This is a genomic window from Emergencia timonensis, from assembly GCF_900086585.1.
GTDB lineage: Bacteria > Bacillota > Clostridia > Peptostreptococcales > Anaerovoracaceae > Senimuribacter > Senimuribacter timonensis.
Genome location: NZ_FLKM01000008.1, coordinates 1868831 through 1891316, shown reverse-complemented (window position 1 = coordinate 1891316; position 22486 = coordinate 1868831). Strand labels below are relative to the sequence as shown.

Annotated in this window: 22 protein-coding genes; 3 read left to right on the top strand and 19 right to left on the bottom strand. The window is 48.4% G+C overall.

Going from position 1 to position 22486, the window contains the following annotated elements:
• Positions 1 to 11: 11 nt before the first annotated feature.
• From BN6539_RS10090 to BN6539_RS10065, 6 genes are all read right to left on the bottom strand, one after another.
• On the bottom strand, positions 12 to 1229 hold the full coding sequence (locus BN6539_RS10090; protein WP_067537444.1) for a CobW family GTP-binding protein: 1218 nt from the start codon (positions 1227 to 1229) through the stop codon (positions 12 to 14).
• 455 nt (positions 1230 to 1684) lie between these two features.
• Complete coding sequence (locus BN6539_RS10085; RefSeq protein WP_067537439.1) at positions 1685 to 1987, bottom strand: hypothetical protein; 303 nt, start codon at positions 1985 to 1987, stop codon at positions 1685 to 1687.
• Between the two features lie 67 nt (positions 1988 to 2054).
• Positions 2055 to 2747: an LrgB family protein gene (locus tag BN6539_RS10080; protein WP_067537436.1), complete on the bottom strand. Its 693-nt coding sequence runs from the start codon at positions 2745 to 2747 to the stop codon at positions 2055 to 2057.
• Positions 2740 to 3117, bottom strand: a complete 378-nt coding sequence (locus BN6539_RS10075; protein ID WP_067537433.1) for a CidA/LrgA family protein — start codon at positions 3115 to 3117, stop codon at positions 2740 to 2742. Before BN6539_RS10075 ends, BN6539_RS10080 begins: the two co-directional genes overlap by 8 nt.
• A gap of 239 nt (positions 3118 to 3356) precedes the next feature.
• Complete coding sequence (locus BN6539_RS10070; protein ID WP_067537429.1) at positions 3357 to 5453, bottom strand: FtsX-like permease family protein; 2097 nt, start codon at positions 5451 to 5453, stop codon at positions 3357 to 3359.
• Positions 5440 to 6195, bottom strand: coding sequence for an ABC transporter ATP-binding protein (locus BN6539_RS10065; RefSeq protein WP_067537427.1), 756 nt, complete (start codon positions 6193 to 6195; stop codon positions 5440 to 5442). The genes BN6539_RS10070 and BN6539_RS10065 overlap by 14 nt, the downstream gene beginning before the upstream one ends.
• Positions 6196 to 6351: 156 nt before the next feature.
• Here BN6539_RS10065 and BN6539_RS10060 point away from each other — a divergent pair, with 156 nt between their 5' ends.
• A complete protein-coding gene (locus tag BN6539_RS10060; protein ID WP_067537424.1) occupies positions 6352 to 7056 on the top strand; it encodes a LytR/AlgR family response regulator transcription factor in 705 nt (234 codons plus the stop codon).
• An 11-nt stretch (positions 7057 to 7067) separates the two neighbouring features.
• On the top strand, positions 7068 to 8339 hold the full coding sequence (locus BN6539_RS10055; RefSeq protein WP_067537421.1) for a sensor histidine kinase: 1272 nt from the start codon (positions 7068 to 7070) through the stop codon (positions 8337 to 8339).
• 353 nt (positions 8340 to 8692) lie between these two features.
• Here the strand turns inward: BN6539_RS10055 and BN6539_RS10050 are convergent, their stop codons facing one another.
• From BN6539_RS10050 to BN6539_RS10000, 11 genes are all read right to left on the bottom strand, one after another.
• Complete coding sequence (locus BN6539_RS10050) at positions 8693 to 9013, bottom strand: hypothetical protein (RefSeq protein ID WP_067537417.1); 321 nt, start codon at positions 9011 to 9013, stop codon at positions 8693 to 8695.
• Position 9014: 1 nt separating this feature from the next.
• Positions 9015 to 9893, bottom strand: coding sequence for a 3-hydroxy-5-phosphonooxypentane-2,4-dione thiolase (lsrF, locus tag BN6539_RS10045; RefSeq protein WP_067537414.1), 879 nt, complete (start codon positions 9891 to 9893; stop codon positions 9015 to 9017).
• Positions 9894 to 9902: 9 nt separating this feature from the next.
• Positions 9903 to 10904 (bottom strand): dihydroxyacetone kinase subunit DhaK, encoded by a 1002-nt coding sequence (locus tag BN6539_RS10040; protein WP_067537411.1) that lies wholly within the window; start codon positions 10902 to 10904, stop codon positions 9903 to 9905.
• Between the two features lie 20 nt (positions 10905 to 10924).
• The gene (locus BN6539_RS10035) at positions 10925 to 11545 is read right to left on the bottom strand and encodes a dihydroxyacetone kinase subunit L (protein WP_067537408.1); all 621 of its coding nucleotides are present in this window, start codon (positions 11543 to 11545) and stop codon (positions 10925 to 10927) included.
• Between the two features lie 321 nt (positions 11546 to 11866).
• Positions 11867 to 12544, bottom strand: coding sequence for an ABC transporter ATP-binding protein (locus BN6539_RS10030; protein ID WP_067537405.1), 678 nt, complete (start codon positions 12542 to 12544; stop codon positions 11867 to 11869).
• Positions 12545 to 12556: 12 nt separating this feature from the next.
• Entirely contained in the window at positions 12557 to 14029 is a 1473-nt protein-coding gene (locus BN6539_RS10025) for a hypothetical protein (RefSeq protein ID WP_067537402.1), read from the bottom strand.
• Between the two features lie 9 nt (positions 14030 to 14038).
• Complete coding sequence (locus BN6539_RS10020; RefSeq protein ID WP_067538236.1) at positions 14039 to 14797, bottom strand: hypothetical protein; 759 nt, start codon at positions 14795 to 14797, stop codon at positions 14039 to 14041.
• A gap of 130 nt (positions 14798 to 14927) precedes the next feature.
• The gene (locus BN6539_RS10015) at positions 14928 to 16253 is read right to left on the bottom strand and encodes a sensor histidine kinase (RefSeq protein WP_067537397.1); all 1326 of its coding nucleotides are present in this window, start codon (positions 16251 to 16253) and stop codon (positions 14928 to 14930) included.
• A complete protein-coding gene (locus tag BN6539_RS10010) occupies positions 16250 to 16969 on the bottom strand; it encodes a LytR/AlgR family response regulator transcription factor (protein WP_067537394.1) in 720 nt (239 codons plus the stop codon). The genes BN6539_RS10015 and BN6539_RS10010 overlap by 4 nt, the downstream gene beginning before the upstream one ends.
• A 2-nt stretch (positions 16970 to 16971) precedes the next feature.
• Positions 16972 to 17892 (bottom strand): sugar-binding transcriptional regulator, encoded by a 921-nt coding sequence (locus BN6539_RS10005; protein WP_067537390.1) that lies wholly within the window; start codon positions 17890 to 17892, stop codon positions 16972 to 16974.
• 77 nt (positions 17893 to 17969) lie between these two features.
• Complete coding sequence (locus tag BN6539_RS10000; RefSeq protein WP_067537387.1) at positions 17970 to 19301, bottom strand: FAD-dependent oxidoreductase; 1332 nt, start codon at positions 19299 to 19301, stop codon at positions 17970 to 17972.
• A 138-nt stretch (positions 19302 to 19439) separates the two neighbouring features.
• On the opposite strand from BN6539_RS10000, the gene BN6539_RS09995 reads away from it, so the two are divergent.
• The gene (locus BN6539_RS09995) at positions 19440 to 20000 is read left to right on the top strand and encodes a flavodoxin family protein (RefSeq protein WP_067537383.1); all 561 of its coding nucleotides are present in this window, start codon (positions 19440 to 19442) and stop codon (positions 19998 to 20000) included.
• Positions 20001 to 20068: 68 nt separating this feature from the next.
• Here the strand turns inward: BN6539_RS09995 and BN6539_RS09990 are convergent, their stop codons facing one another.
• Together BN6539_RS09990 and BN6539_RS09985 are read right to left on the bottom strand one after the other, a co-directional pair.
• Positions 20069 to 21418, bottom strand: a complete 1350-nt coding sequence (locus tag BN6539_RS09990; RefSeq protein WP_067537381.1) for an MFS transporter — start codon at positions 21416 to 21418, stop codon at positions 20069 to 20071.
• Between the two features lie 21 nt (positions 21419 to 21439).
• Entirely contained in the window at positions 21440 to 22408 is a 969-nt protein-coding gene (locus BN6539_RS09985; RefSeq protein ID WP_067537378.1) for a PhzA/PhzB family protein, read from the bottom strand.
• Positions 22409 to 22486: the final 78 nt, after the last annotated feature.

Genomic DNA, 22486 nt, shown 5'->3' with positions numbered 1-22486 from the left:
AACGCCACCTCTTACAGCCCGAACAGCTCTTTGATGCTGTCTTCTTCGATTCCCGCTCCGATGACACAGAGCATGCCTGTAACTGCCGCACTTCCGTGTCTTACGTCCGGCTCACCCGGCACGTAATCAAAGTGAATCCACTGGCCGTCTTCTCCTTCTACGATGCCCTTGGCTCTGAGAACCTGCCCGTATTCAGCAAAATTCGACAGAGCGGAAAGCGCTTCTTCAATCTGCTTTTCTGTGAACTTGTGTGCAGTCTCGACGCCAAAGCTGGTGAAAACTTCGTCGGCGTGGTGATGTCCTTCGTGATCGTGATGGTGATGATGGTCGTGATGATGCTCGTGGTCGTGGTGGTTATGGCCGCAGTCACAGTGCTCGTCGTGATCGTGGTGATGATGCTCATGGTCATGATGATCGTGCCCGCAGTCACAGTGTTCGTCATGATCGTGGTGATGATGGTCGTGGTCATGATGATGGTCGTGCCCGCAGTCACAGTGTTCGTCATGATCGTGGTGATGATGGTCGTGGTCATGATGATGGTCGTGCCCGCAGTCACTGTGCTCGTCATGATCGTGGTGATGATGCTCGTGGTCGTGAGCTTCCTCTTCCAGATGAGCGAGTTCTGCAGCGATGGTATTCTTCTGCTCCATGGTAGCAAGAATCTGCTGACCGGTAATCTCCTCCCACGGTGTCGTTACAATCGTTGCCTCCTGATTGTGCTCACGCATCAAGGCAACGCAGGCATCCAGCTTGTCCTGAGACAGTCCTGCTGTATGACTCAGAATAATCGAACTGGCATGTTCAATCTGATTGTTAAAAAACTCACCAAAATTCTTCATGTACATCTTCGCCTTTTTCGCGTCTACGACTGTGGTAAATCCGTTCAGTTGAATTTTGTCGTTGTGCAGGCGCTCTACAGCGAGAATGACATCGCTGAGTTTGCCAACGCCTGACGGTTCGATCAAAATTCTGTCCGGCGCATATTCGTTAATTACCTGATCCAATGCTTTGCCAAAGTCGCCCACCAGGCTGCAGCAGATACATCCGGAATTCATCTCGTTAATCTGTACTCCCGCATCTTTGAGGAACCCGCCGTCAATGCCGATTTCTCCAAACTCGTTCTCTATCAAAACGATCTGTTCGCCTTTATAAGCCTCTTCAATCAGTTTTTTAATTAACGTTGTCTTTCCGGCACCTAAAAAACCGGAGAAAATATCTACTTTTGTCATATTTTCCTCATCTCTTTCTCTAAAAAATTTCTAAATTATAGTATACCACATTTCGAACGGTTTCTCACAAGGGGATTTAAATTTTTTTAACATGGAGGCAGATGCCGGAATCACCCCCGTGCAAAAACCGAATAATCCGCCATAAATATACTTAAAACTGCCCACTTTAGGCACTTTTTTGAGAAATAAAAGCTTATTTTCGATTAATTATCCATAAAATGTAAAAAATGCCAATAGACTTCAAAATTATGTAGTGATATTCCTTTGTATTAAACCGTATTTTTATGCCTTATTCCGTCGAATTTGGGCTTTTTATTTCTCTGAAGAGGCTGGTAAAAGATCAAATCTGCCATAAATGCAGCAAAATCACCCGATTATGGCACTTTTGCCGGATTTAAAACAAAAAGGCGGAAGGGCGAAAATCGATCCGCCGCAAAGCCGCCTTCTCTCTTTAGTTAATAATACTGGCTCACCTTTTCTTTGATGATATCCATCACCTGGTCGTAGCCGTTTATGCACTTCCATTCCGTCGCCAAGTGCACCTTTACGACCTTGTCCAGCCAATCTCTGTAATACTCCATGGCTCCATCAAAGTCCAAGCCTCTGTCCTGCAGCTGTTTTACATCGCTTTCTGCAAATTCTACCGTCACTTTGCAGCGCTGGCGTTCTTCACCTTCCGGACCGTCTGGAAAATCGATGACTGCCACATCTACGTTGTTGTGAAAAGGCTTGTCAGCCTTAAGTTTGATTTCCTTCATATGATCAACTCCTCCTAAATACTTCCTAGTTAGTATCCTATCTTTCGCTCGCAAATATGCAGTCTCCTTACCAAAAAAACGAAAACACGGAGGCGAAGGCTACCGTAAGCAGTCCGGCTACTGCGATAGAGAGGCTGCTCATGGCGCCCTCGACTTCGCCCATCTCCATCGCTCTGGCAGTTCCGATGGCGTGAGATGCCGTGCCGATCGCAACGCCTCTTGCAATTGGCTCCTTGATGCGGAATAATCTGCATACGCCCTCACCGATCATATTGCCCAATATTCCCGTTATCAAAATCACTGCGACGGTGATCGTCACATAACCGCCCAATTCTTCCGAAACGCCCATTCCGATGGCTACCGTAATGGATTTCGGCAGTAAAGTGACATAGGTTTCGTGGCTGAGACTGAAAACGGCTGCCATGGCCAGAATACAGATCAGACTGGTCAGGACGCCCGACAAAATTCCTGCCATGACCGCTTTCCAATTCTTTTTCAGCAGTTCCATCTGCTCATACATGGGAATTGCAAGGCAGACCGTAGCCGGCGTCAACAGATAGCTGAGATATTTGGCGCCTTCATAATAGCTGTCATAATCGATACCGCATAAAATCAATAGGACGATGGTCGCCGCCACAGCGATCAAAAGCGGGTTAAAAATTGCTGTTTTAAATTTCTTTTTCAATTGAGAGCCTGCTTCATAGGCGATAATACTGACAGCTACACCAAAAAAGACAGAATCCTGCAAAAAACTATTCATTTGCTGCCTCCCCGCCTTCTTTCTTTTGTCCCATTCGGACGATCCCCTGGGTAATTCTTCCTGTCGCTGCCATGACGGCCACTGTCGTAACGACTGTAATGGCCAGAACTGGCGCCCATATCGGTCTCAGCACGCCCCAGGATTCCAGAAGTCCCACAGCTCCCGGAATGAACATCAGCGGCATGACTTCCACGAGAAAACGCCCTGTATCTCTTACCGCATGCAGCGGAATCACGCCAGTCAGCAGACAGATCAGCATGATGACCAGTCCGTAAATGCTGGCAGGCACTGGCAAAGGGATCAGGTAATTCAATAGTTCCCCAATGAAAGAGACCACTAAGATGATTGTAAACTGTCTTACGTACTTCATTTTTTGCTCCGTTCTAGTTTGTTTGTCCATCAAACATTGTATCATATGCTCTAAGCTCTGTCTTCGGCTTCGCCTCGCCACTCGCTAAGAGGCACTGGGCACCTGTCTTACCTCGGCTCTGTCTTCGCTCTTGCTCACCACTCGCCGGGTAAGGACATTGTACCACAACTCTGCTCCCCAGAACAGTATCTTCCGTACAACAAAAGGACACAGCGTCCCGCGGCTGTGTCCTTTTGCAACTATATTCCTATGAGAATCTGTGCCCGTTTTAATGCATAACGATAGACTGCAAACAGGATGGCAGAGATGGCTGCAATAATGCCTAATAAGATGCCCAGGGCCGTAAATTCTGTGCCCGCCAGCCTTCCATCATTAGAAATATCCATAGCCAGTGAGAAGAGGAATCCCAGACTGCATCCGATGGCAGTCGGATATTGGAAAATCTTTGCCAACTGTCTCTTCAGCACCTTCTGCCGATAGGCTCTGTCGGCGCCCAGCTTTTCCAGGCTGTCGAACAGCTCCTTGTTATCAGATGCCACTGAAATGCTTCGCACATAGGTCATGACGGAGACCGCTGCCAGCGCAATGATACAGATATAAAGGCAGAGCATCACGTATACACTGATCAGCTGCATCTGATCCTGCAGTTGGATAATCTGAAAACCCGGTGCATATTTCCAGTCATTCAAAAGCAGATTGTTGTCCATGGACATATCGATTCGATCGCTGTATCCGTACTCTTTGCCTGCTTTCTGTGTCTGCTGCTCTTCCCAGGCGTCCCAGTAACCCATGTGGTTAGAACGCGCCGTAGCCCGATCCACGTATTGAGACAGCAAAGCTTTGGCAAAACCGTAGGAACGCTCAACGTCATCTACATCGAAGAAAATCAGATTCTCCTGGTAGTCTTGATCCAGCCCTCTGGTCATCCTACTGTAATCGTCGTCACTGATGACATAGGCAAAGGGGTCGCTCATGGCGTATAGCGAATTCTGCTCCAGGCTGCCGCCATATGCCAGCTTCATGGATTTGCCGCTGTCAGGATTTGTCACCCTGTCTAATCCGTCCACCTGGTCAAAAAATCCCTTATAATCTTTCGATGTTACTGTCTTATAGGTTCCTTCCTGCACGGTGATCTTCTTTCCAGAGATGGCCGCATAACTGCTGGCGGAAAGGAAAAGCGCCCCTTTCTGCTGGTCATAATACTTTTCCACATATCGGCTTTCATCTTCGCTGATATCCGTGGCCGTATAAGAGATGACCAGATTAGATGCCTGCCCCTGGATAAAGTCCTCAACCTTCAGGTCATATTTTTCAGCTGTCCTGTAGACATCCGCCTGATCTATCTGTTTTTCCAAAGCAGGATAATGGAGGGAAAAAGCAAAATCATCACTTTTTGCGAGATCCGGCGTCAGACTGTACTGCATTCCGTAGAAGGAAGCAAAGCAGCAGACAAAGATCAGCAGCACGATGACGCACATATTCCGCGTAGATGCCTTTGCTGTAAAACGCATCAGACTGATGGACACCAGATTCTTGTAATATTTCTCCTTGTTTTTCCCCGCACGACTCTGGGCTACGATGCTGAGCAGCACCAGGTAGATGCCCATCACCGTGAGGAGATAGAACAGGTTCACCGCAGAAGGCAGATTGACCTTGAAGACCCTGGCGGCAACCTGCGGAAGGCCGCTTCCCAGAGCGACGCCAAGAAACATCAGCACGATGCCCACCGGCAGAATCCACCCCTTCACAGTCTTTACCATCTGTGTCTTGTGCTGCGTGCGCAGAATATCCATGATATCCGACTTATTGATAAAACGCCTGGCAGCAAGACCCAGCATCAAAGCCAGGCAGGCTGCAAAGAGGATGCCTGGCAGAAAACCTGCCGCGCCAAAGCGATAAGTCATTTGCTCGTTGGAAATGATAAATAACTCAAAGAGTTTCCAGATCAGATAAGACACGGGCATTGCGCACAGCAGTCCGGCCAGAGACGCTGCAGCGGTAATGACCGAAAGCTCCTTGAACAAAAGTCGGCGCAAGTTTTTCTTTTCTAAACCCAAAGCCATGAGGATCCCGTACTCGCGGCTCTTGTACCGAAAGAACATGCTGGAAGCGTACAAGGTGAAGATAAAGCAGCCCAGTGCCGTGGCAGCAAGGAGCAGGCTGGCCATCTTCCTGGTATCTCCCCCTTCCGGCAGGAAGTTCTGCACCGTGGGGCCAAAATACATCAGGGCGAAGGCGGTGATCAAAAGCACCGACAGAAAGGCGCAGAAGCTGAGGAGCAGATACTGTCCCCTGGCGTTTTTTCTCATTTTCTGATAGATTTTACTCGTTGTCATCGTCCCCGCCTCCCAGATTTCTCAAAACATCTAACAATTGATCCATAAACTGGCGCCTGGTGCCGGTTTTTATGATTTCCTGATGAATCGTCCCGTCTGCAAGGACGATGACCCGGTCGCAAAAAGATGCGGCAAAGCTGTCATGAGTGACCATGAAGATGGTAGCCCCCGCCTGTTCTTTTGCCTGCAGAAAGGCCTCTATGACTGCCTTGCAGGATTTGCTGTCCAGATTTCCAGTAGGCTCGTCGGCCAGAATCACATAGGGATTGTTCATCAAAGCACGGGCTACTGCAGTACGCTGCTTCTCTCCTCCAGATATCTCTGCCGGATATTTATCGATCACTTTGGTTATGCCGAAGAGCTGGCACAGCTTCTCCGCCTTCACTTCCATCTGGGTAACCGGGGCGCCTGCAATGATCTGCGGCATACAGATATTCTCTCTCACAGTCAGACCGTCCAGGAGCATGAAATCCTGAAAGACAAAACCCAGATTCTCATTTCTCACCTTGGCAATTTTTCTCTCGTCCAAACCTGAGATGTCCTTCCCTCCCAGCAGAATGGTTCCGCTGTCTGAGGGGATAAAGCAGGAGATGCAGTTGAGCAGAGTGGTCTTTCCGCTGCCGGAAGGTCCCATGACTGCGACAAATTCTCCCTTCTTCACCGCAAAGGAAACATCCTTCAAAACCGGATATGTGTTTACGCCATTTTGATAGCTTTTGTTCAAATTCTGTACCTGTAACATATTCAACCTCCATTTTTCGTGTTGTCTCTATTTTAAGGGAAACCCTCACAGTTTTTTAGAGGCCGAAGTGCTAAATTTAACCTCTTTTCTGTAAAGTTTGACAACTGCCGCCATCCTATGTTACCCTACAAGGAGAAAAAATGAGGAGGTTTTGTTTTGTTAAAAATTGCGATCTGTGATGATGAAAAAAAACTGCGCAGGGACTTGCGAAATCTGCTTGCTGTACAGATGGAACTAACCGGCATGGACTATGCAATTCAGGAATTCGACTGCGGTGAAAGCCTCCTCGCTGCCTGCGATGCCGCTGAGCAGATTGACATTCTTTTTCTGGACATCGAAATGCCCGGATCTGATGGGATGACTACCGCAAAGCTGCTTCGGCAGTCGGGCTGCAAGATGATCATCATCTTTGTCACCGCATACCCTGACTTCGTGTTCCAGGGTTACGAAGTCCACGCCTTCCACTACATTCTCAAGCCTTATGAAGAAGCCAAGATACGAGAGGTTTTGTCAAAAGCAATTCAGGAAATCAGCGGCCAGGAAACACAATTTTATATGGTGGAGCAAAAGTCCGGCACCCTGCGCCTGCCGATGGACGCCATCTGCTATTTTAAAAGTGACCGCAGGACCATCCATATCGTCACAACAAACGACAGTTTTACTTTCTACGGAAAGCTGGACGATGTAGAGGCAAAGCTGCCTGCCTGCTTTCAGCGGGTGCACAATCGCTATCTGGTAAACATGCACTTTGTAACACAGGTCAGACCCACAAGCTGCCTCTGCCACGAGGAGGAGCTTCCCGTGAGCCGCGCTTACAAGCAGGACCTTGCCGTGGCTTTTGCCCAAATGCTGCTGCACTGAGGAGGTAACCGATGTCAATACTTTTAACCTGTATCGGCGATATCATGAACTTTACAGCAGGTTTTTTCTTCTATCGCTGCGTCTGCTGTTTTCTTCGTCCGCGAAAGAATATCCTGCTGTTTCTGATGCAGTGGATCGGGCTGTCCGCGGTGTCAGGTATGCCGATTTATCCCAACGATGTGGCAAATATCACCATACCTCTGCTGCTTTTTATAGCTATAAATCTTCTCTTATTCGAAGGGGAATTGATCATCAAGCTGGCGATTGCTGTCCTGTTCTATCCGATCGCAGCTACCGTCAGTTTTCTGTATATGAACGTAGGCACGCTGGTTTACTTTTTCTTTTTTCCTGAAGACGGGGGAATCGGCAGTGACATCATGGCCACCGCCACCTACTCCCTGGTGATCCTGTTCTGGTACCTGTTTTACCGCCTCCTCTCGCCTTCCCTTGCAAAGATGAGGCAGGTTCTGGATCATCGGGCCTGGATCATGGTGACCATTATCAGTCTGGCCTCCTTTACCGCTCTTTTTAGCTGCGTCTATTTTACGCCGCGAGAGTCCTACTATATCTGGCCCTGTCTCATGGCATGCCTCATCACCAACATCGGCTGCATACGCCTGTCCGCATCTTACATGGCTGACGGCATTTACGCTGATATCGAACGGTCCAACCTGCGCCTGCAGCAAAACTATTATGAAGAACTGGAAAAAAATCAGGCTCAGATCAGAAGGCTGCGCCACGACTTGAACAATCAGCTGCTCGTCATAGGCAATCTGCTTGATGAGGGAAATGATGCCGAAGCGAGACGGTACTTCCAGCAGCTGTCCAGTTATATTCAGTCAGGCAGCCGCAGTTTCTGCAAAAACGGGGTGGTCAACGCAGTTCTCAATGCAAAGTACAACCTCATACAGGAAGAGGGAATCAGCGAGTTCTTCCATATCAGCATCGACAATCTGATGTCCATCGACGACATCAGTCTGTGTACGATTTTTGCCAATACCCTGGATAACGCCATCGAGGCATGCTGCAAGCTACCGCGAGACAAACGCAGCATTTCCGTCAAAGCCCGCTATGCGGAGAACGGTTATTTCAGCTATGAGATTGTCAATGCAAAGTGCAACGAGGTGAAATTAAGGAAAGATCGTTTTCTTTCGGATAAGGAGGATGGTGATTTCCACGGCATCGGCCTGGCCTCTGTAAAGGACGTCGTCCAGCGCTACCAGGGAACCCTGGATGTATCTTTTACTGACGACGAGTTCAAGGTCGTCATACTGATCGGATAAAAAAAGACAGGGGCTGTCGCATTAACGAAGAAACGGCGTAAAGCATTGTTTTCTGGATACGTTACGCCGTTTGGGAGCAGATTTAGCAGGCAGATTCGCTGCGTTTCATAGTAAACAAGATCTTTCAGGCACTCTTTTTCCTTTTATAATGTTAATTTCTTAAATTTACCATTAATTAATTTCTAATTCTGTATTATCTTGTAATAATTTTTGGTACAAATCATTTCTGTCAACGGAAAAACGGCGCATAATGCGTCTAAAATAGACATTTGCGCCGTTTGATCTGATCCATGGATTACTCGCTCTTAGTGCAACAACCCCTGTCTTTTTTTAGGATGATGTATTGGTTTTGGTTATTTCTCTTCGTATAGTTCCAGGATGGCATCGTCTTTGATGACGAAAGCCAGTCTGGCTGTTTCGCTGGCCTGAGCTGGTCCGAAGATCAACTGGTCGGCGTCCTCGATGTAGTGCTCCAGGTCATCCACCTTATAAGCCACGTGGGGATTGTGGTGGAGAATCTCTGGGAACGGTGTCCCCTCTTCAAACTTCAGGTACTCGATGACATAGTCGTAATCCTCTGGATTGCTCATCCACAGTTTCATGTCCTCGTTGTATACCATTCCTGGTTTCTTGTTTGTCACCGGAATTCCAATATGCATGTATGTTGCTGACATTTTATCTCCTCCTGATATCCTCATAAAATTCAAAGGCTTCTTTGTCCGTATATTTTTCGTGTACCACCTTGGCGATGGCTTTGCACATCGCCTTAGGGTCCTCTGCCTGGAAGATATTTCTTCCCATATCCACGCCTGCAGCGCCTTGGCTGATGGCGTTATACGCCAGAGTCAAAGCCTCGGCCTCCGGCACCTTCTTACCTCCCGCCACGACGATCGGTACCGGGCAGGCAGCGACGACCTTGTCAAAGTCCTCGCAGTAATAGGTCTTGACGATGTGCGCGCCCAGTTCTGCAATCATTCTGGTCGCCAGCAGATAGAATCTGGTCGTCTTTTCCATGTTCTTACCTACAGCGACAACACCCAGAGTCGGAATACCATACCGGGTTCCTGCGTCCACCGTCTTGCAGAGATTGTCAAGGCTGACCTTCTGGCCCGGCGTCCCGATAAAAGTCTGCACCGCCATGCAGGACGCGTTCATCCTGACAGCGTCCTCGATGTCAACGCCGATGACCTCGTGACTCATATCGTCGTCCAGCACACTGCCGCCGGCTGTACATCTGAGGGCGATCCCTTTGTTGAAGGTCGGCGGTACGCAGGTTCTGAGCGCTCCTCTGGTGGCCATGAACACGTCTACATCTGCCGCCAACTCAGGCACGACCAGGTCCAGCCTCTCAAGACCCGCTGTGGAGCCCATGATGTATCCGTGGTCAAAGGCCAGCATGACGGTGTTTCCCGTATCCGGCCTGAAAATCCTGGAAAGTCTGTCCTTCATGCCCCAGTCCGCATGCTCCATGCCTTTTACATGGAAGGGTTTCTGCTCAGCTTTGACGCCCACATGATAGTCTTTTGCCAATTGATTTCCGTCTTTATCTGCCATAGATTCCTCCTATTTTTTCATGTATGGTGTGTTGCAAGGTGCGCTCCAGTAGTGGAGAAGCTCGTCGTCCATTCTCGCCATGAACATCTGGAAACCAGCCTGTTCCTGTACTGTCAAAAGCTCTCCCACATGGTTTGCAACGATTTCAATGCCTTTTTCTTTCAAAAGCGCTTCGCACTTTCTGTAGACGATGAACAGTTCCATCAGAGTTGTCGCGCCTGTTCCGTTGAGGATGAGCATCACCTTTTCCCCCTCTTTGATGGAAAGATCGTTGATCAGTCCGTTGACCATGATCTCGGCAGTCTCGTCTGCGGATTTCATGGTCTGGCGTCCGCCGCCGCCTTCACCGTGCTGGCCCATGCCGATTTCCATCTCGTCGTCGCCCAGTTCAGCCAGAGGGCTTCCGGTTGCAGGGTGTGTCGCTCCTCTTACAGCCACTGCCAGGGTCGCCATGTTGTCAGCAAAGCGCTGTGCTACCGCAGCGACTTCTTCCAGGCTCTTGCCTTCTGCTGCCGCCGCCCCGGCAATCTTGTAAGTAGGAATGCAGCCTACCAGACCTCTTCTGTCGTCTGCGTTCTCTCTCGGTGCGTTGGCGATGTCTTCCTGGGTCACCACTTTGACGCATTTGATGTCTTTTTCTTTCTTCAACTGTTTCATGGTCAGATTCCCAGTCAGCATGTCGCCTGCGTGATTGAGAACGATATATAACACGCCCTTGCCTTTTTCGGCTTTTTTGATGGCGTTTACACAAGCCTGTGGACCAGGCGCAGCAAAGATATCCCCAACTACTGAAATATCGATCATACCCTCACCGACAAAACCGCTGATCGCAGGTTCGTGGCCGGAGCCGCCCTGCGTTACGATCGTAACACGATCTGCCTGATCCAATGCTTTGTTAACTACTGTATTATCTTCTTCCAAGCGTACCAAGTCCTGATTCGCCAATGCGAAACCTTCTAGTAACTCTGTGGTCAGATTTGCAGGATCATTGATAAATTTTTTCATCTTCATGTTTTCTCTCCTTTTTTCAATTACATGACTGGTTTTGCAAAACCTTCAAAGAACAGGGCTGTACTCATGGCGCCGGCATCCGGTGTGCCGATGGTCTGTTCTTTATAGCTCTTTGCTCTTCCGAATTTTGATACAAATTTTTCGCTTTCTTTCGCCCCGCGCCTTGCTGCCTCTGCGGCCGCTCTCAAAATCGCGGGTATGGAATCCTCCGCTTCTTGTGCTGCCTCTACAGCAGGAATTAGCGCATCCATCATAGTCTTGTCTCCTACCTTGGCCGTCGTTATGTCCTCCATCTCGGACAGGCAGGATGCGAACATCTCCTTGAGCAGCTCTGCGTCGATTTCGACCTCGTCGGTCAGATCTACGCCCAGGCCGCCGATCAAAGTCCCATAAAGGGGCCCTGCGCTGCCGCCATTGACGCCCATGATGGCCATGCCCAGATCTTCGAAGAATTCACCAAAAGTCTCCGTTTCCCAGCTTTCTACCTTCTCTTCGATCAGATTGCCGATCTTCTTCACCGTGATTCCGTGATCTCCATCACCGAACTTGGAATCAATTTCGCTGAGCGCATCACTGTGCGCGATGAAGCTTTCCGCTGCACTGCTCAGCATTTCCGATAAAACCTGTTTGTCAATATTCATGACTACCTCTCTTTAATGGAGTTGCCCCAATTTGTGAAGCAAATTGTTGGGAACTCCTTATGCTGTAGATTCCCAAGAGGGCAAGCATTCCTGCGACGCCCGATTGGCTGAATCTAGTCGTATAATGTTTCTCTTTACGCTTACAATAGCACCTCTTTACGACCGATGTCAACGGTTTGAGAGGCTGAAAACAGTCTCGGCAAAACATTGTCTGAATATTGTTACATATGTAACTGATTTTACTGAAAATGTATTTAAATGCGAAAAAAAACACCGAGGTCTGCGTCAGTTTCCTGGCCGTCTCCCGGTGTTTCTATTCGGTTACTCCATCTCGCGATACCGCGCTGCAATTTGGTCCGTAATGGGAACAAGGCGGCAATTCTCAAGGGAATATACCTCATCGCAGAGCTGCTCGATATCTTTATAACGGTGTGAAGTCATAAAGATTGTTTTGCCTTCCGCTTTTAACATGCGAATGATGGTTTTGACATCCTCATAAGTCTTGTAGTCCAGTGCGTTAAAGGGTTCATCCAGAACCAGAATGTCCTGCCCCTCCATAATGGCCTGGGCAAGCCCCAATTTCTGCTTCATACCCAGGGAATAGTTATCCACCTTGGTTTTGTTATCAGGATCAAGGCCAACCTTACTCATGGCTTCTCGAATTTCCTTTTCTCCGATTTTGCCGCAGATGTCCGCCAGAAATTTCAGATTCTGAAAGCCGCTGTAAATGCCGATAAAGCCTGGCGAATTGATGAACACTCCCATATCTGCTGGAAAATCCCGTCCATTTGCACCAACCTGTTTTCCCCGTACAAAAACGCTGCCCTTGTCTGGTTTTTCAAAGCCACACAGAATCTTAAACAGCACCGATTTTCCGCTGCCGTTTGCACCGACGAGGCCCACCGCCTTTCCGCGGTCTGCAGACAGAGACACATCTTCAAGAATGGTCCTGTGGTCAAAACTTTTGGATACGTTTTTTACTTCGATATATGAACACATATTTCTAACCTCCTAATTCAATATTTTTTTACCGCCCAGGGCAAACATTCCGATAAAAAATAGTGCGGCTAAAGCTCCTTCTATGCAGAGGGCTGTCACCGCCGATATACCGCCTGCTGGTTCCACCAGGGAAATGCGCGCCAGACTGGAAAGGCCAAAAGGCAGATAGGATGCAACTGCTCCTTGCAGCATGCAGAGCAGATTTCCGGCAAGCAGTAGGAGAAAGCCCATGGTAATCTGTCTTGTAAATAAGTAAACAATTAGCATAACCAGAAATTGCAAAAGCATATCCAGGACTTTCATAAGAACAGCATAAAGCAGCCTTTTGTACCCTGACGGTCCTGCTCCCAGAAACCCCGCAGCCAGCCACAAAAGGGCGTATAGGGCGAGAAACACGGTACCGGCTGATAAAATCCCCCTCATCACGTTTTTGCGGCTTCCCGTACGCACGGTGAGAAAGATGGACTGATCGCTGACGCTGTGCTCCGTAAAGACCGCCAGAAGATAGAGGGGCGCACCGGTAGTGATCAGCAGCTCGAGGAAGGGCAGAACTTGAAAATACCCTGTACCGTGTCCGGCAAACAAGGTGTACACCCATTCTGCGCCGGATTGCAGAAAGCCGCCTGCCAGCCCTTTGGAAAGGGTCATCCCCATCACCACAGCAAAGAGAATCAGGAGATTTCGCCTGGTCATCAGCTGCCTGAGATAGTAAGCAGCGATGCCCCTTCCTCTGATCTGGCAATGGGGCAATTGCCTTCGCCAGGCAAATCGGACAGTCAAAGCCATAAGGGCGGCGATAAGTGCCGCGGTAATTCCTGTCACAGCAAAGCGATGAGGCAAATTATGATGCAAGATCAGCAAGTGATTGAAGCCAGTGACAGGCAGGCTCTGCACTACCGAAATTTTAATCCATACGGCGGACATCAGATAAAGTCCCACGATGATTCCTACAGACCATCTCCGGCCGGCAAAGTGATTGATCCACGTGCAGATGCCGAATATCATCCAGCATCCTATCAGCTGATAAAAAGTGCAGGCGATAAAGGTCTGTGCCGGAGTATTGAAACTTTGCTGCAGTACGGAAAACAGTTCCCCTTCTATGCTTCCCGCGGCAAGTTCCCAGTGATTGCCTGACGGCAGGCCAATGCCGGACAAAAGGATGGCTGCCGTCTGCAAGACAGTCAGCAGTAGCGCAACCAGCCCGGTGCCAAACCATTTTCGCAGAAAATATCTGTGGTAGCTTTGAAATCGCAGGATCACCGGCCCTCCGTCGTCCTCTAAAAAGGAAAATGCGCTGAGCAGCACCATAGGCAGCATAAAGTAGGTCAGATAATAGTGGTCTGAAACCGCTGACAAAATATGTTGTTGATAATAATTTACGCCGTTGACCCGCTCTCCCAGGGAAAAGAGCAGGCAGCCGACAAATAAGGCGGCGGCTTTTCCATATCCCCATAAGCGGAGATTTTTCTTCATCAGAGCAATCATAATCGGCTCCTAAATGTTCACGACAGCGTTTTTTCTGACCTTTGAAAAGAAAAAAACGCTTAGTAAGATGACGATGATTAAAACAGACGGCCCTGCAAGGAAAGACATTGCAGATATGGCATCATCGCTGATGCTGGTGGGGTCAAAGGCAACTACCAGCCTGTACTGCTCAAGTCTCAGGATAGAGAGAATGTAGTTTTCCAGTATGGAGTAGACAAAGGGTCCTGTGAGGATCACAAAGATATTCCTGCCGTACATGGCCAGCACGAAACCTAGGGTCATCATCAAGATACCCAGAATCCCCTTCCAGCAGGAGAGGATAACCCCATAGAGCAGCGGCATCTGGGTAAATGCCTTTTGAAAGACGTGATCAAAAGGATTTGAAAAAGGAACCACTGGCGCTTTTACATAAATGGCAAATACGGCTGACAGCATGTAGGGAATCCCAATCATGCAGAAGGTTCCCAGGGCATAGACGCACCACTTGACCGCCAGATACTTTTTGATGGGCACCCGAGGCAGAACGTACAAGAGAAAGTTGTTCTTCCGCTCATAGTACAAGTTCCAGCAAAGGGGCACCACTGCAATCAGAGGGTACAGAAGAGAAAACAATTCTGTTCCTACCTCCCACGCTTGCAAGTCGTACTGCAAGGCATAGTCTTTGTAGAGGGTACAGGACAGCACACACATGGCTGCTGTCAGAATTACCGTTGTAAATATTACCGGCCGTAAGATTTTTCTGCTTTCCAGCTTTATCAAGTTAGACATCTCATTCATTCCCTTCTCATGTTTTCTTCAGTATAGCTGACTGATTACTCCAATACAACCGGCTGGAAACAAACGAGGGTTTTAAGGGAACAAGTTCATTTCGTTCCCTTAAAACCCTCGTTCATCCCCCTCACGGAAGGAGCAGACCAAAGACCACATAATTTTCACCTTGAATCACTTCATTTCGCGTCAGGATTTTACCATGATAACGTTCTGTCATGCGCAGGATGTTATATAGGCCGAAGCCCCGATCCCCTTGGCTGGATTTTGTCGTAGCGCCCTTGCGAAACAGGGCCATAAATTCTGTATTGGACATGACCGGTGCCGGATTGGAAACCAGCAATTCCAGATAATCGCCTGCTTTCCTGCTGGAAATGTAAATGGCGCTGTCCTTTGGCGACGCCTCGATGGCGTTGTCCAGCAGAATCCCCATGGCCTCGATCCATTCCGTTTCGGGAACCGCCGTCTTCTTAAAAAGGCCGTGCAGCTGCAGCTCAATGCGAAGGTTTGCCGCCTCTGCCTGTTTCATCTTGTCAAATAACATGCCGGCGATGATTTTGCTGTCGCAGGAAAGCAGTTCGCGGTCATTGGGGGTAAGGGAAACGCCTTTGGCAAGCGCTGCCACTTCTTGCTGTGCTTCTTCCAGGGTATCCGCCAGGGATACTGCGGTTTCAATGGCAAGCATACGGTTGTTAAACTCGTGCTGCCTGGCTCTGACCTGGGAAATCAATTCCTCCACAATGGGCACATACTGTTCAATCATATGCATTCTCTTGCGCTCCTGCCCTCTGCGCTGATGAAAAAACAGCAGCACGCTGTCCAGCAGCAGAATTCCCAGCAGCAAGGTGACGATGAGCCACAAATGGGAAAGAATCTGATCCACATCAAAGGAAAGGACAGTAAGCACGGCTGCCAGTAAAATTGCCACATTGGCAGAAACAATCCAGACAGTAAAATCACCCCTCTGGACAAATTCACGGATCTGCTCCAAAAACGGCGTGCAAATGAGCAGAAGGACAAGGCCCAAAGAGAGGCCTCTGCTGCCTAAAAGGAGCAAAAAATCCCCCGCTCCGCACACAGCAAGAAAAACAATGCTCAGGCACTTGACAAAGAGGTAGATGGAGAAAACCGCCATCGTCCCGCAAAAAATATGGCTGCTGCTCCTCTGACTGAAGAAGATACTGTTCAACAGCAATACTGAAAAAATAAGGAACAGCAGGCCGACGATGCCGTCAACAGGCACGATTTCAAACCCCTGCACGGGAATGGAGACAGTCATTTTTTCCCTGACGGCAATCACATTCACCCTCGGTATGATAAAGAGCAGAAAAAGTATGGGAAGGAGCAGAAGTTCTCTTGTCTTTCCACTGGATTTCTGTCCAAAGACGCCTTCGCAGCAAAGAGCCAGTATCCCGGCATCTAAGCCTAAGGCTATCAGATTGGTAACGAGATTCATAACGACCCCCACAATGCAGACTGATATTTATTACCCACAGGGATTGGCTCTGCGAACCCTTTGAGGAAGATCTGCCGCCCAGGTTTATCAATTTTCTCAATATGTCTTTTGTTCACGATGTAACTCTTATGACACTGGACGAACTCAGGGTCGTCCAATAGCGCCAGCATTCCCGCCAGTGTGTAACCGGAAATCATGTCTTCTTTGATGTCAGATATACGATTCCTTGTGTGAACGGCCAACCTTTTTCCGAAAGACTCCACGTAGGCGATATCCGGCACAATGTATTCCAAAATAAATTGCTTCTGTTCAACCTGGATGGTTCTGGCCTGCTGGTTTATCTGACTGGACAAGCCCATGGCATCGCAAAAGGCTGCCACAAATTCTTCCTCGTCGAAGGGTTTGACCAGAAAGCTGTAGCACTTTACATCGCGATAGGCGGAAAGTTCTTCCCCCGCCAGAGCCGTTTCAAAGATTATGGGCGTATATTTATATTCCGGCAGTTGGCGGAGCTGTTTTGCCAAACTGGTCCCCTTGTAGTCCTCCAACTGAATGTCAAGGATAAAGAGGGAAACCTCATTGTCTTTTGCGTACTGCAAAGCCACGCCAGCTTCAGCGAAAGAGACTACTGCCGATTCGCTTGATATTTTGCTGATGTATTGGATGATCTTCTTTACTGCATTTGGATTGTCTTCTACTAATAACACGTTTCCCATAATTACACCTGTTCTAATATGTTCTTTGCTGCGACGATATGGGTGAAAATGCCTGTCTTGAGGGCTCCTGCCAGGGCCTTGGGGCTGACATTTGCTCCGCACACCCCCACGACGAACTTCCGCTTTGCGAGAATTTCCAAGGGAATCTGCATGGTGCACTCCATATCCGGCTTGATAAATCTTCCACTGCTGTCGTAGTAATAACAGAGGAGCTTGCCTACGGCTTTCTGCTCAATCAGACGGCTGCCGTAACTGGCCGCTGTGGCAAAATCGGGTACCGAAGGATAGTTTCCGATGTTGACAAAAGCAATCTTGATGGACTTCCATCCGCTTTCCATCTGTTTGTAGCTGTCCAAGTCCTTCAGCCGCCTGATTTCCTCTGAGCTGTCCACAAATGCCGGCGTATACCAGTAAACTGGTCTGCTGCCGGTACGCTCCGCAAAGATTCTCACGATTTCGTTAGAGTGATAGTCTCTGTTAAAGACGCCGCTGTTGCCCACCAGAGGGTAGATTGTGGTATGGAGCACCCGCTCCGGTGCCGTGCTCAGACGGTCCGCCACGGTTCCAATGATGGATCCCCAGCCCACGCCGATCTGCATACTCTCTGTATTAGAGAGCCCATCCACGATGCAGTCTGCAATATCCCGGTCGGTATCCACCACATTTTCGCTGGTCTCGATTACCGCGCCGCCTCGAATCCCGTATTTCTCCTGCAGCCGGTCCAAGATCATTCTGCGTTCTTCAATTGGACTTTGTATCTGGATTTTTACAATGCCGAAGTCCCTGGCCTCCGTCAGATAGCGGCTGACCAAGGGTCTGGAAATGCCTAAGGCACTGGCGATTTCGCTTTGGTTTTTATTTTCTTCATAATACATTGTGGCAATTTTGACGAGTTTTTCTATTTTATCATTGCTCAGTGCCATGACTTCGCCCCCATTCTCGGCATCATAAAGTGATATTCTATCATTTATTATACCTGCCCGCGATGGGAAACTCAATGTTAACCTTTTAGGTTTTTCTGCGCCGGGTTGTCGATGATTTTGCCGTCTTCTTCAAATCGTGAACCGTGGCACGGGCAGTCCCAGGTCTTTTCGGCTTTATTCCACTTCAATGCACAGCCCAGATGGGTACAGCGATGTCCTACTGGCTTCATCAGATTTTTTGCGGACTCCAGCCCGTTGATGAAGAGCTGGGGCTTCATCATGGAACGATCTGGCCGGAAGACTTCTGCCAGCTCCTTGTCCATATTTCCCGTCAAAAGCATGGCCGCAGCCATAGAGTTTGTCATTCCCCATTTGTTGAAACCCGTTGCGACGTAGAGCCCTTCTTTTTTCTTTGTGTAGCGGCCGATGTAAGGAATCCCGTCCAGGGTCATACAATCCTGGGTCGCCCAGGCTGCAGCTTCTTTACTCTCCGGGTAATAGGTCTTTGCTGCTTCCCGCAGTTCATCAAAGGCGCCGCATTTGGTGCCTGTCCTGGCGCCGCAGCCTCCGATGAGAAGGTAGTCCTTATAGGTGCGGAAAGACAGGTTGTGCAGTTTGTCGCCTTTTTGTCTATTGCCGATATACATTTGATCGACCTTTGCCGCATCTTTCAGCGCCAATACATAGGAACGCTGCTGATACATCTTCATAAAGTACATGCCGTATTTGTCCATAAACGGAAAATGCGTTGCGACGATCACTCTGTCAGCGTTAAATTTTACTGTACGACCCTGACCGTTGACAACCGTTACGGAATAACCGAAGTGTTCCTTGTCAATTTTGGTTGCAAAGCTTTCCTCATAGATGGCCAAATCCGGCGCTATGGCAGAAATGAACTTCAGCGGGTTAAACTGGGCCTGTTTCGCAAACCCCACCGCAGCTTCAATCTTGTAAGGAACTTCCGCCTGTTCTGTGTAAATGGCTTTGCCGCCAATCTTCTCGACCGCTTCCACCTCATCGAGGATTTTCCCTTTGTCTTCTGTAGTATAGATAAAATTTGTCTTTTCTTCAAAATCACAGTCTATTTCTGCTGCCATCTTCCGATACTGCGCCAGCGCAAGTTCATTTGCCTTCAGATAAGCTGCCGCTTTTTCCTGTCCGAAGTCCTGGCAAAGCCCGCTGTAAATCAATCCGTGCTGCGAAGTGATTTTTGCCGTGGTGTTTTTTGTCACGCCGCCTGCAATTCTGTTCTTTTCTATGATTGCATATTTCGCACTCCTGCCCTGCAGAAAATAACCGCACAGAAGCCCTGCCATACCGCCTCCGATAATCAATACGTCTACCTTTTTATCGCTTTTTACTGTTTCAAACTTTGGAAGCTCTACGCCTCTTTCCCAAACTGAACTCATCTATGTTCTCCTTTCAAGCTAAACTGCTGCTTTTCTAGTATTTTCTTTCGCAAAGAGAATCATACGCAAACTTGTAAATTCATCTAAAAGTAGTATAATTATGGTAATCAACAAAATTACATAAGGAGGCTGATTCAAATGAAAAAGTATATCATCATAACTGGAAGTCCAAGAAAAGAAGGTAACAGCGACAAAATTGCAGCGCAGTGTGAAGCCCAACTAAAAGAGGCTGGTTTTGAGACAGAGGTTTTCCGCATAGAGGATAAGAAAGTCGGTTCCTGTCAGGCGTGCGAATACTGTAAAACTCATGACGGCTGTGTGCAGAAGGATGACGCCTCTGCGGTGATTGAAGAACTGAAGAACTGTGCCGGTGCAGTCTTTGTAGCGCCGATCTATTTCGGCAGTGTTCCTGGCACCTGCAAGGTCCTGACTGACCGTTTCTATTCTATGTTCAACCCTGCCAAAAGCATGGCCGCGCCAGACCCTGCAAAGAAACTGGGCATCGTGCTCACCTGCGGCGGAAGTCCAGAAGAAGCGGTGCGTCCTGCCGGTGAGTTTATCAACACTTGCTTCGCCCTGGCAGGCTTTGGCGATCACAAAACCCTGGTATTCCCTGGCGAAAATCCAAAAGACGCCTTTGCAGGTAATGAGGATTATCAGAAACAAATTGAAGAATTAGGAAAGTGGCTGGCTGAGTAAGGAGACCTTGCCAAAATTAACGACGGACACCGATCAATCGATGTCCGTTTTTTCGTGGAGCATGCCTGTTATTCTTCTCTCTCTTTTCTCATATCGGCTAACTCCGTTTTGATTTTCCCCATCTTCTCTTGCGTCAAGTTATATGGGAGAATCATAACAATGCCGATGATGCCAAACAGGATAGGCAGCACACCATTTGCCATGTAGATAAATTGCACGGTATGATCCGCCTGTACCTCCAGCGATCCCACATAACCGCCCCAGTCCAGAAGCCATCCAACCAGATATGTGGAAAGTGCCACGGCTAATTTGATGGCAAAGGTAGCCAGTCCGTAAATCAGTCCCGGCGCTCTGATGCCAGTCTTCCATTCACCATAATCTGCGACGTTTGGCATACAGCCCCAGATGTTAGCAAAGACACCGCTCAACGTCAGTCCTCCAAAGATTGCGGAAAGAACGACGAGGGTCGTGTTCGTTCCGGCAAGCAGAGATAGACCGCCGCTGAGGATTGCACAGAGACCGCTGATGATGAACATTCGTTTATTGCCCATCATTTCAATCAGTTTGGGGACAAAGAGCAGCCCCAGTAATGGTAAAGTATACATGGTAGTCAGGATCATTGGAATCATATTCTCGTCGCCCAAATAATAGAGCGCATAATAAGTAGTGAACGTACTTCGGAATGCAACGAAAGAATTGATGAAAAACACCATGAACAGAATACAGAGGGCCGGTTTGTTTTGTCCTATGGATTTCAAACTCTCTGTGAGCTTTGCCGTGTTCTTCGGCGGTCTGATCCTTTCCTTCGTCCCCAAGGCAGCAACTGACGTGAATAATACGCAGCAGACAGCCACGATGATGCCCAGAGCCAGATAACCCCGCTTGTCCATGTTTTGATCGGACGCACTGAAATGGGTGATGATTGTCACAGCAAACATATTGAGCAGGAACCCCGCTAAATTTGCGCCCCAATCTCTGAAAGCGCCCAGCATTGTGCGTTCTTTGAGATCATCTGTCATCACATTTGACAGCGATCCATAAGGCATCTGGAACATGGTTGAAAATATGACATACAGCAGATACATCACGTATGCCCAGGCCAGTTTGCCGCTGTAAGACCATTCAGGCGCTACAAAACAAAGAGCCAAAAAGATGCCGTAGGGAATTGCTGCAGCCATCATATACGGACGATAGCTGCCGTGTTTTGTCTTTGTATGATCTGCCATACTGCCCATAAGTGGGTCGTTGATCGCATCAAAGGCCGTGGCAATGAGGAAAATCGTACCTGCTGCCACAGAAGACAGGCCTAATATGTCAGTAAAAAAGATCATCAAATAGGTCGTTACCAGATTATATGCGAACTGGCTGCCCAAATCTCCACAGCCGTAGCACAGTCTTTCTCGAATCGTCAGTTTCATACTTGCCTTCCTTTCTGCAATTTAATAAAACATATATGGAAAAGTGGGAACGCTGGAATTTATAGATAAGAATTTACTCATGGTATTCAAATACTCATCTAATCTGCGGCAGCGGCCCTGGTCGTCCAGTTCTATGTAGGAAATCTCTCGATTCGGGTATCTGCCATGGGCACCGGCTTGAATCTGCTCAGCCGTGTATCCCCAGTCGGTTTCAAAGAGACAGTTATACTCTGTAATGTAGATATGAGGATCGGTGCTCTGATAAAATACCTCGTCGTAGATAGTTCCGCCTTTCAGATGCCTGTCCAGCCATTCGTTCAGAGCGTCGTACTCCCTTCCCCGATAAATCCGCGGCATATCTGCCGGAGCAAAGGTCAGTTCATGGACAAAATCTTCTGTTAAGACTTCCTTCACCTCCGGATTCCAGTAGTCCGGATGAACAAAAAAGTCCAGTGTTCTTTCAATCTGCCTTTTCAGGTCTTCTTCAGTGCATGGTGCCTGGGACGGTTTCGCTCTTTCCTGGAATTGCTCAGGACTCTTTGCATCGTAGCAGAACTTTGGCAGTTCGATGCCAATCGCTTTATAAAAGCCTGCCGGGTCAAAGTGATCCTTGGCATAAGTAATTCTGCCATCCTGAATGTGCAGCAGAGTAGCAAATTTGCTTTCATACCACCCCTCCTTTCCGCCCCAGCAGACGCTGCCGGAACCTGTACGAAAGACCCAAAAGATGCCTTCATGATCCGTGCCGAGAGCTTTTGTATTTTCCCATTTCCAGTCGTTTCCTACTGTATGAGAAAGCCAGTCGTAATGCCACTTTAATTCATTTTTTCCTAAGTGCTGATACATTCCCGGCGGCGCATACGGGAGATCCAGGGAAAATGCTCCATCGAAGATTTCCTCGCATTCCTGCTGCCAGTAAATCGTCTCTGCAAACTGGCGACAACATTCCATGTCCTTTTCATTTACTTCAACTTTACTTTTTATAAACATTTTTTACTCCTTCCATGTGTACATATGACCCTTTTTTATGATAAACTAAATGCAAATAACTTATTTGCGAGGTGAATC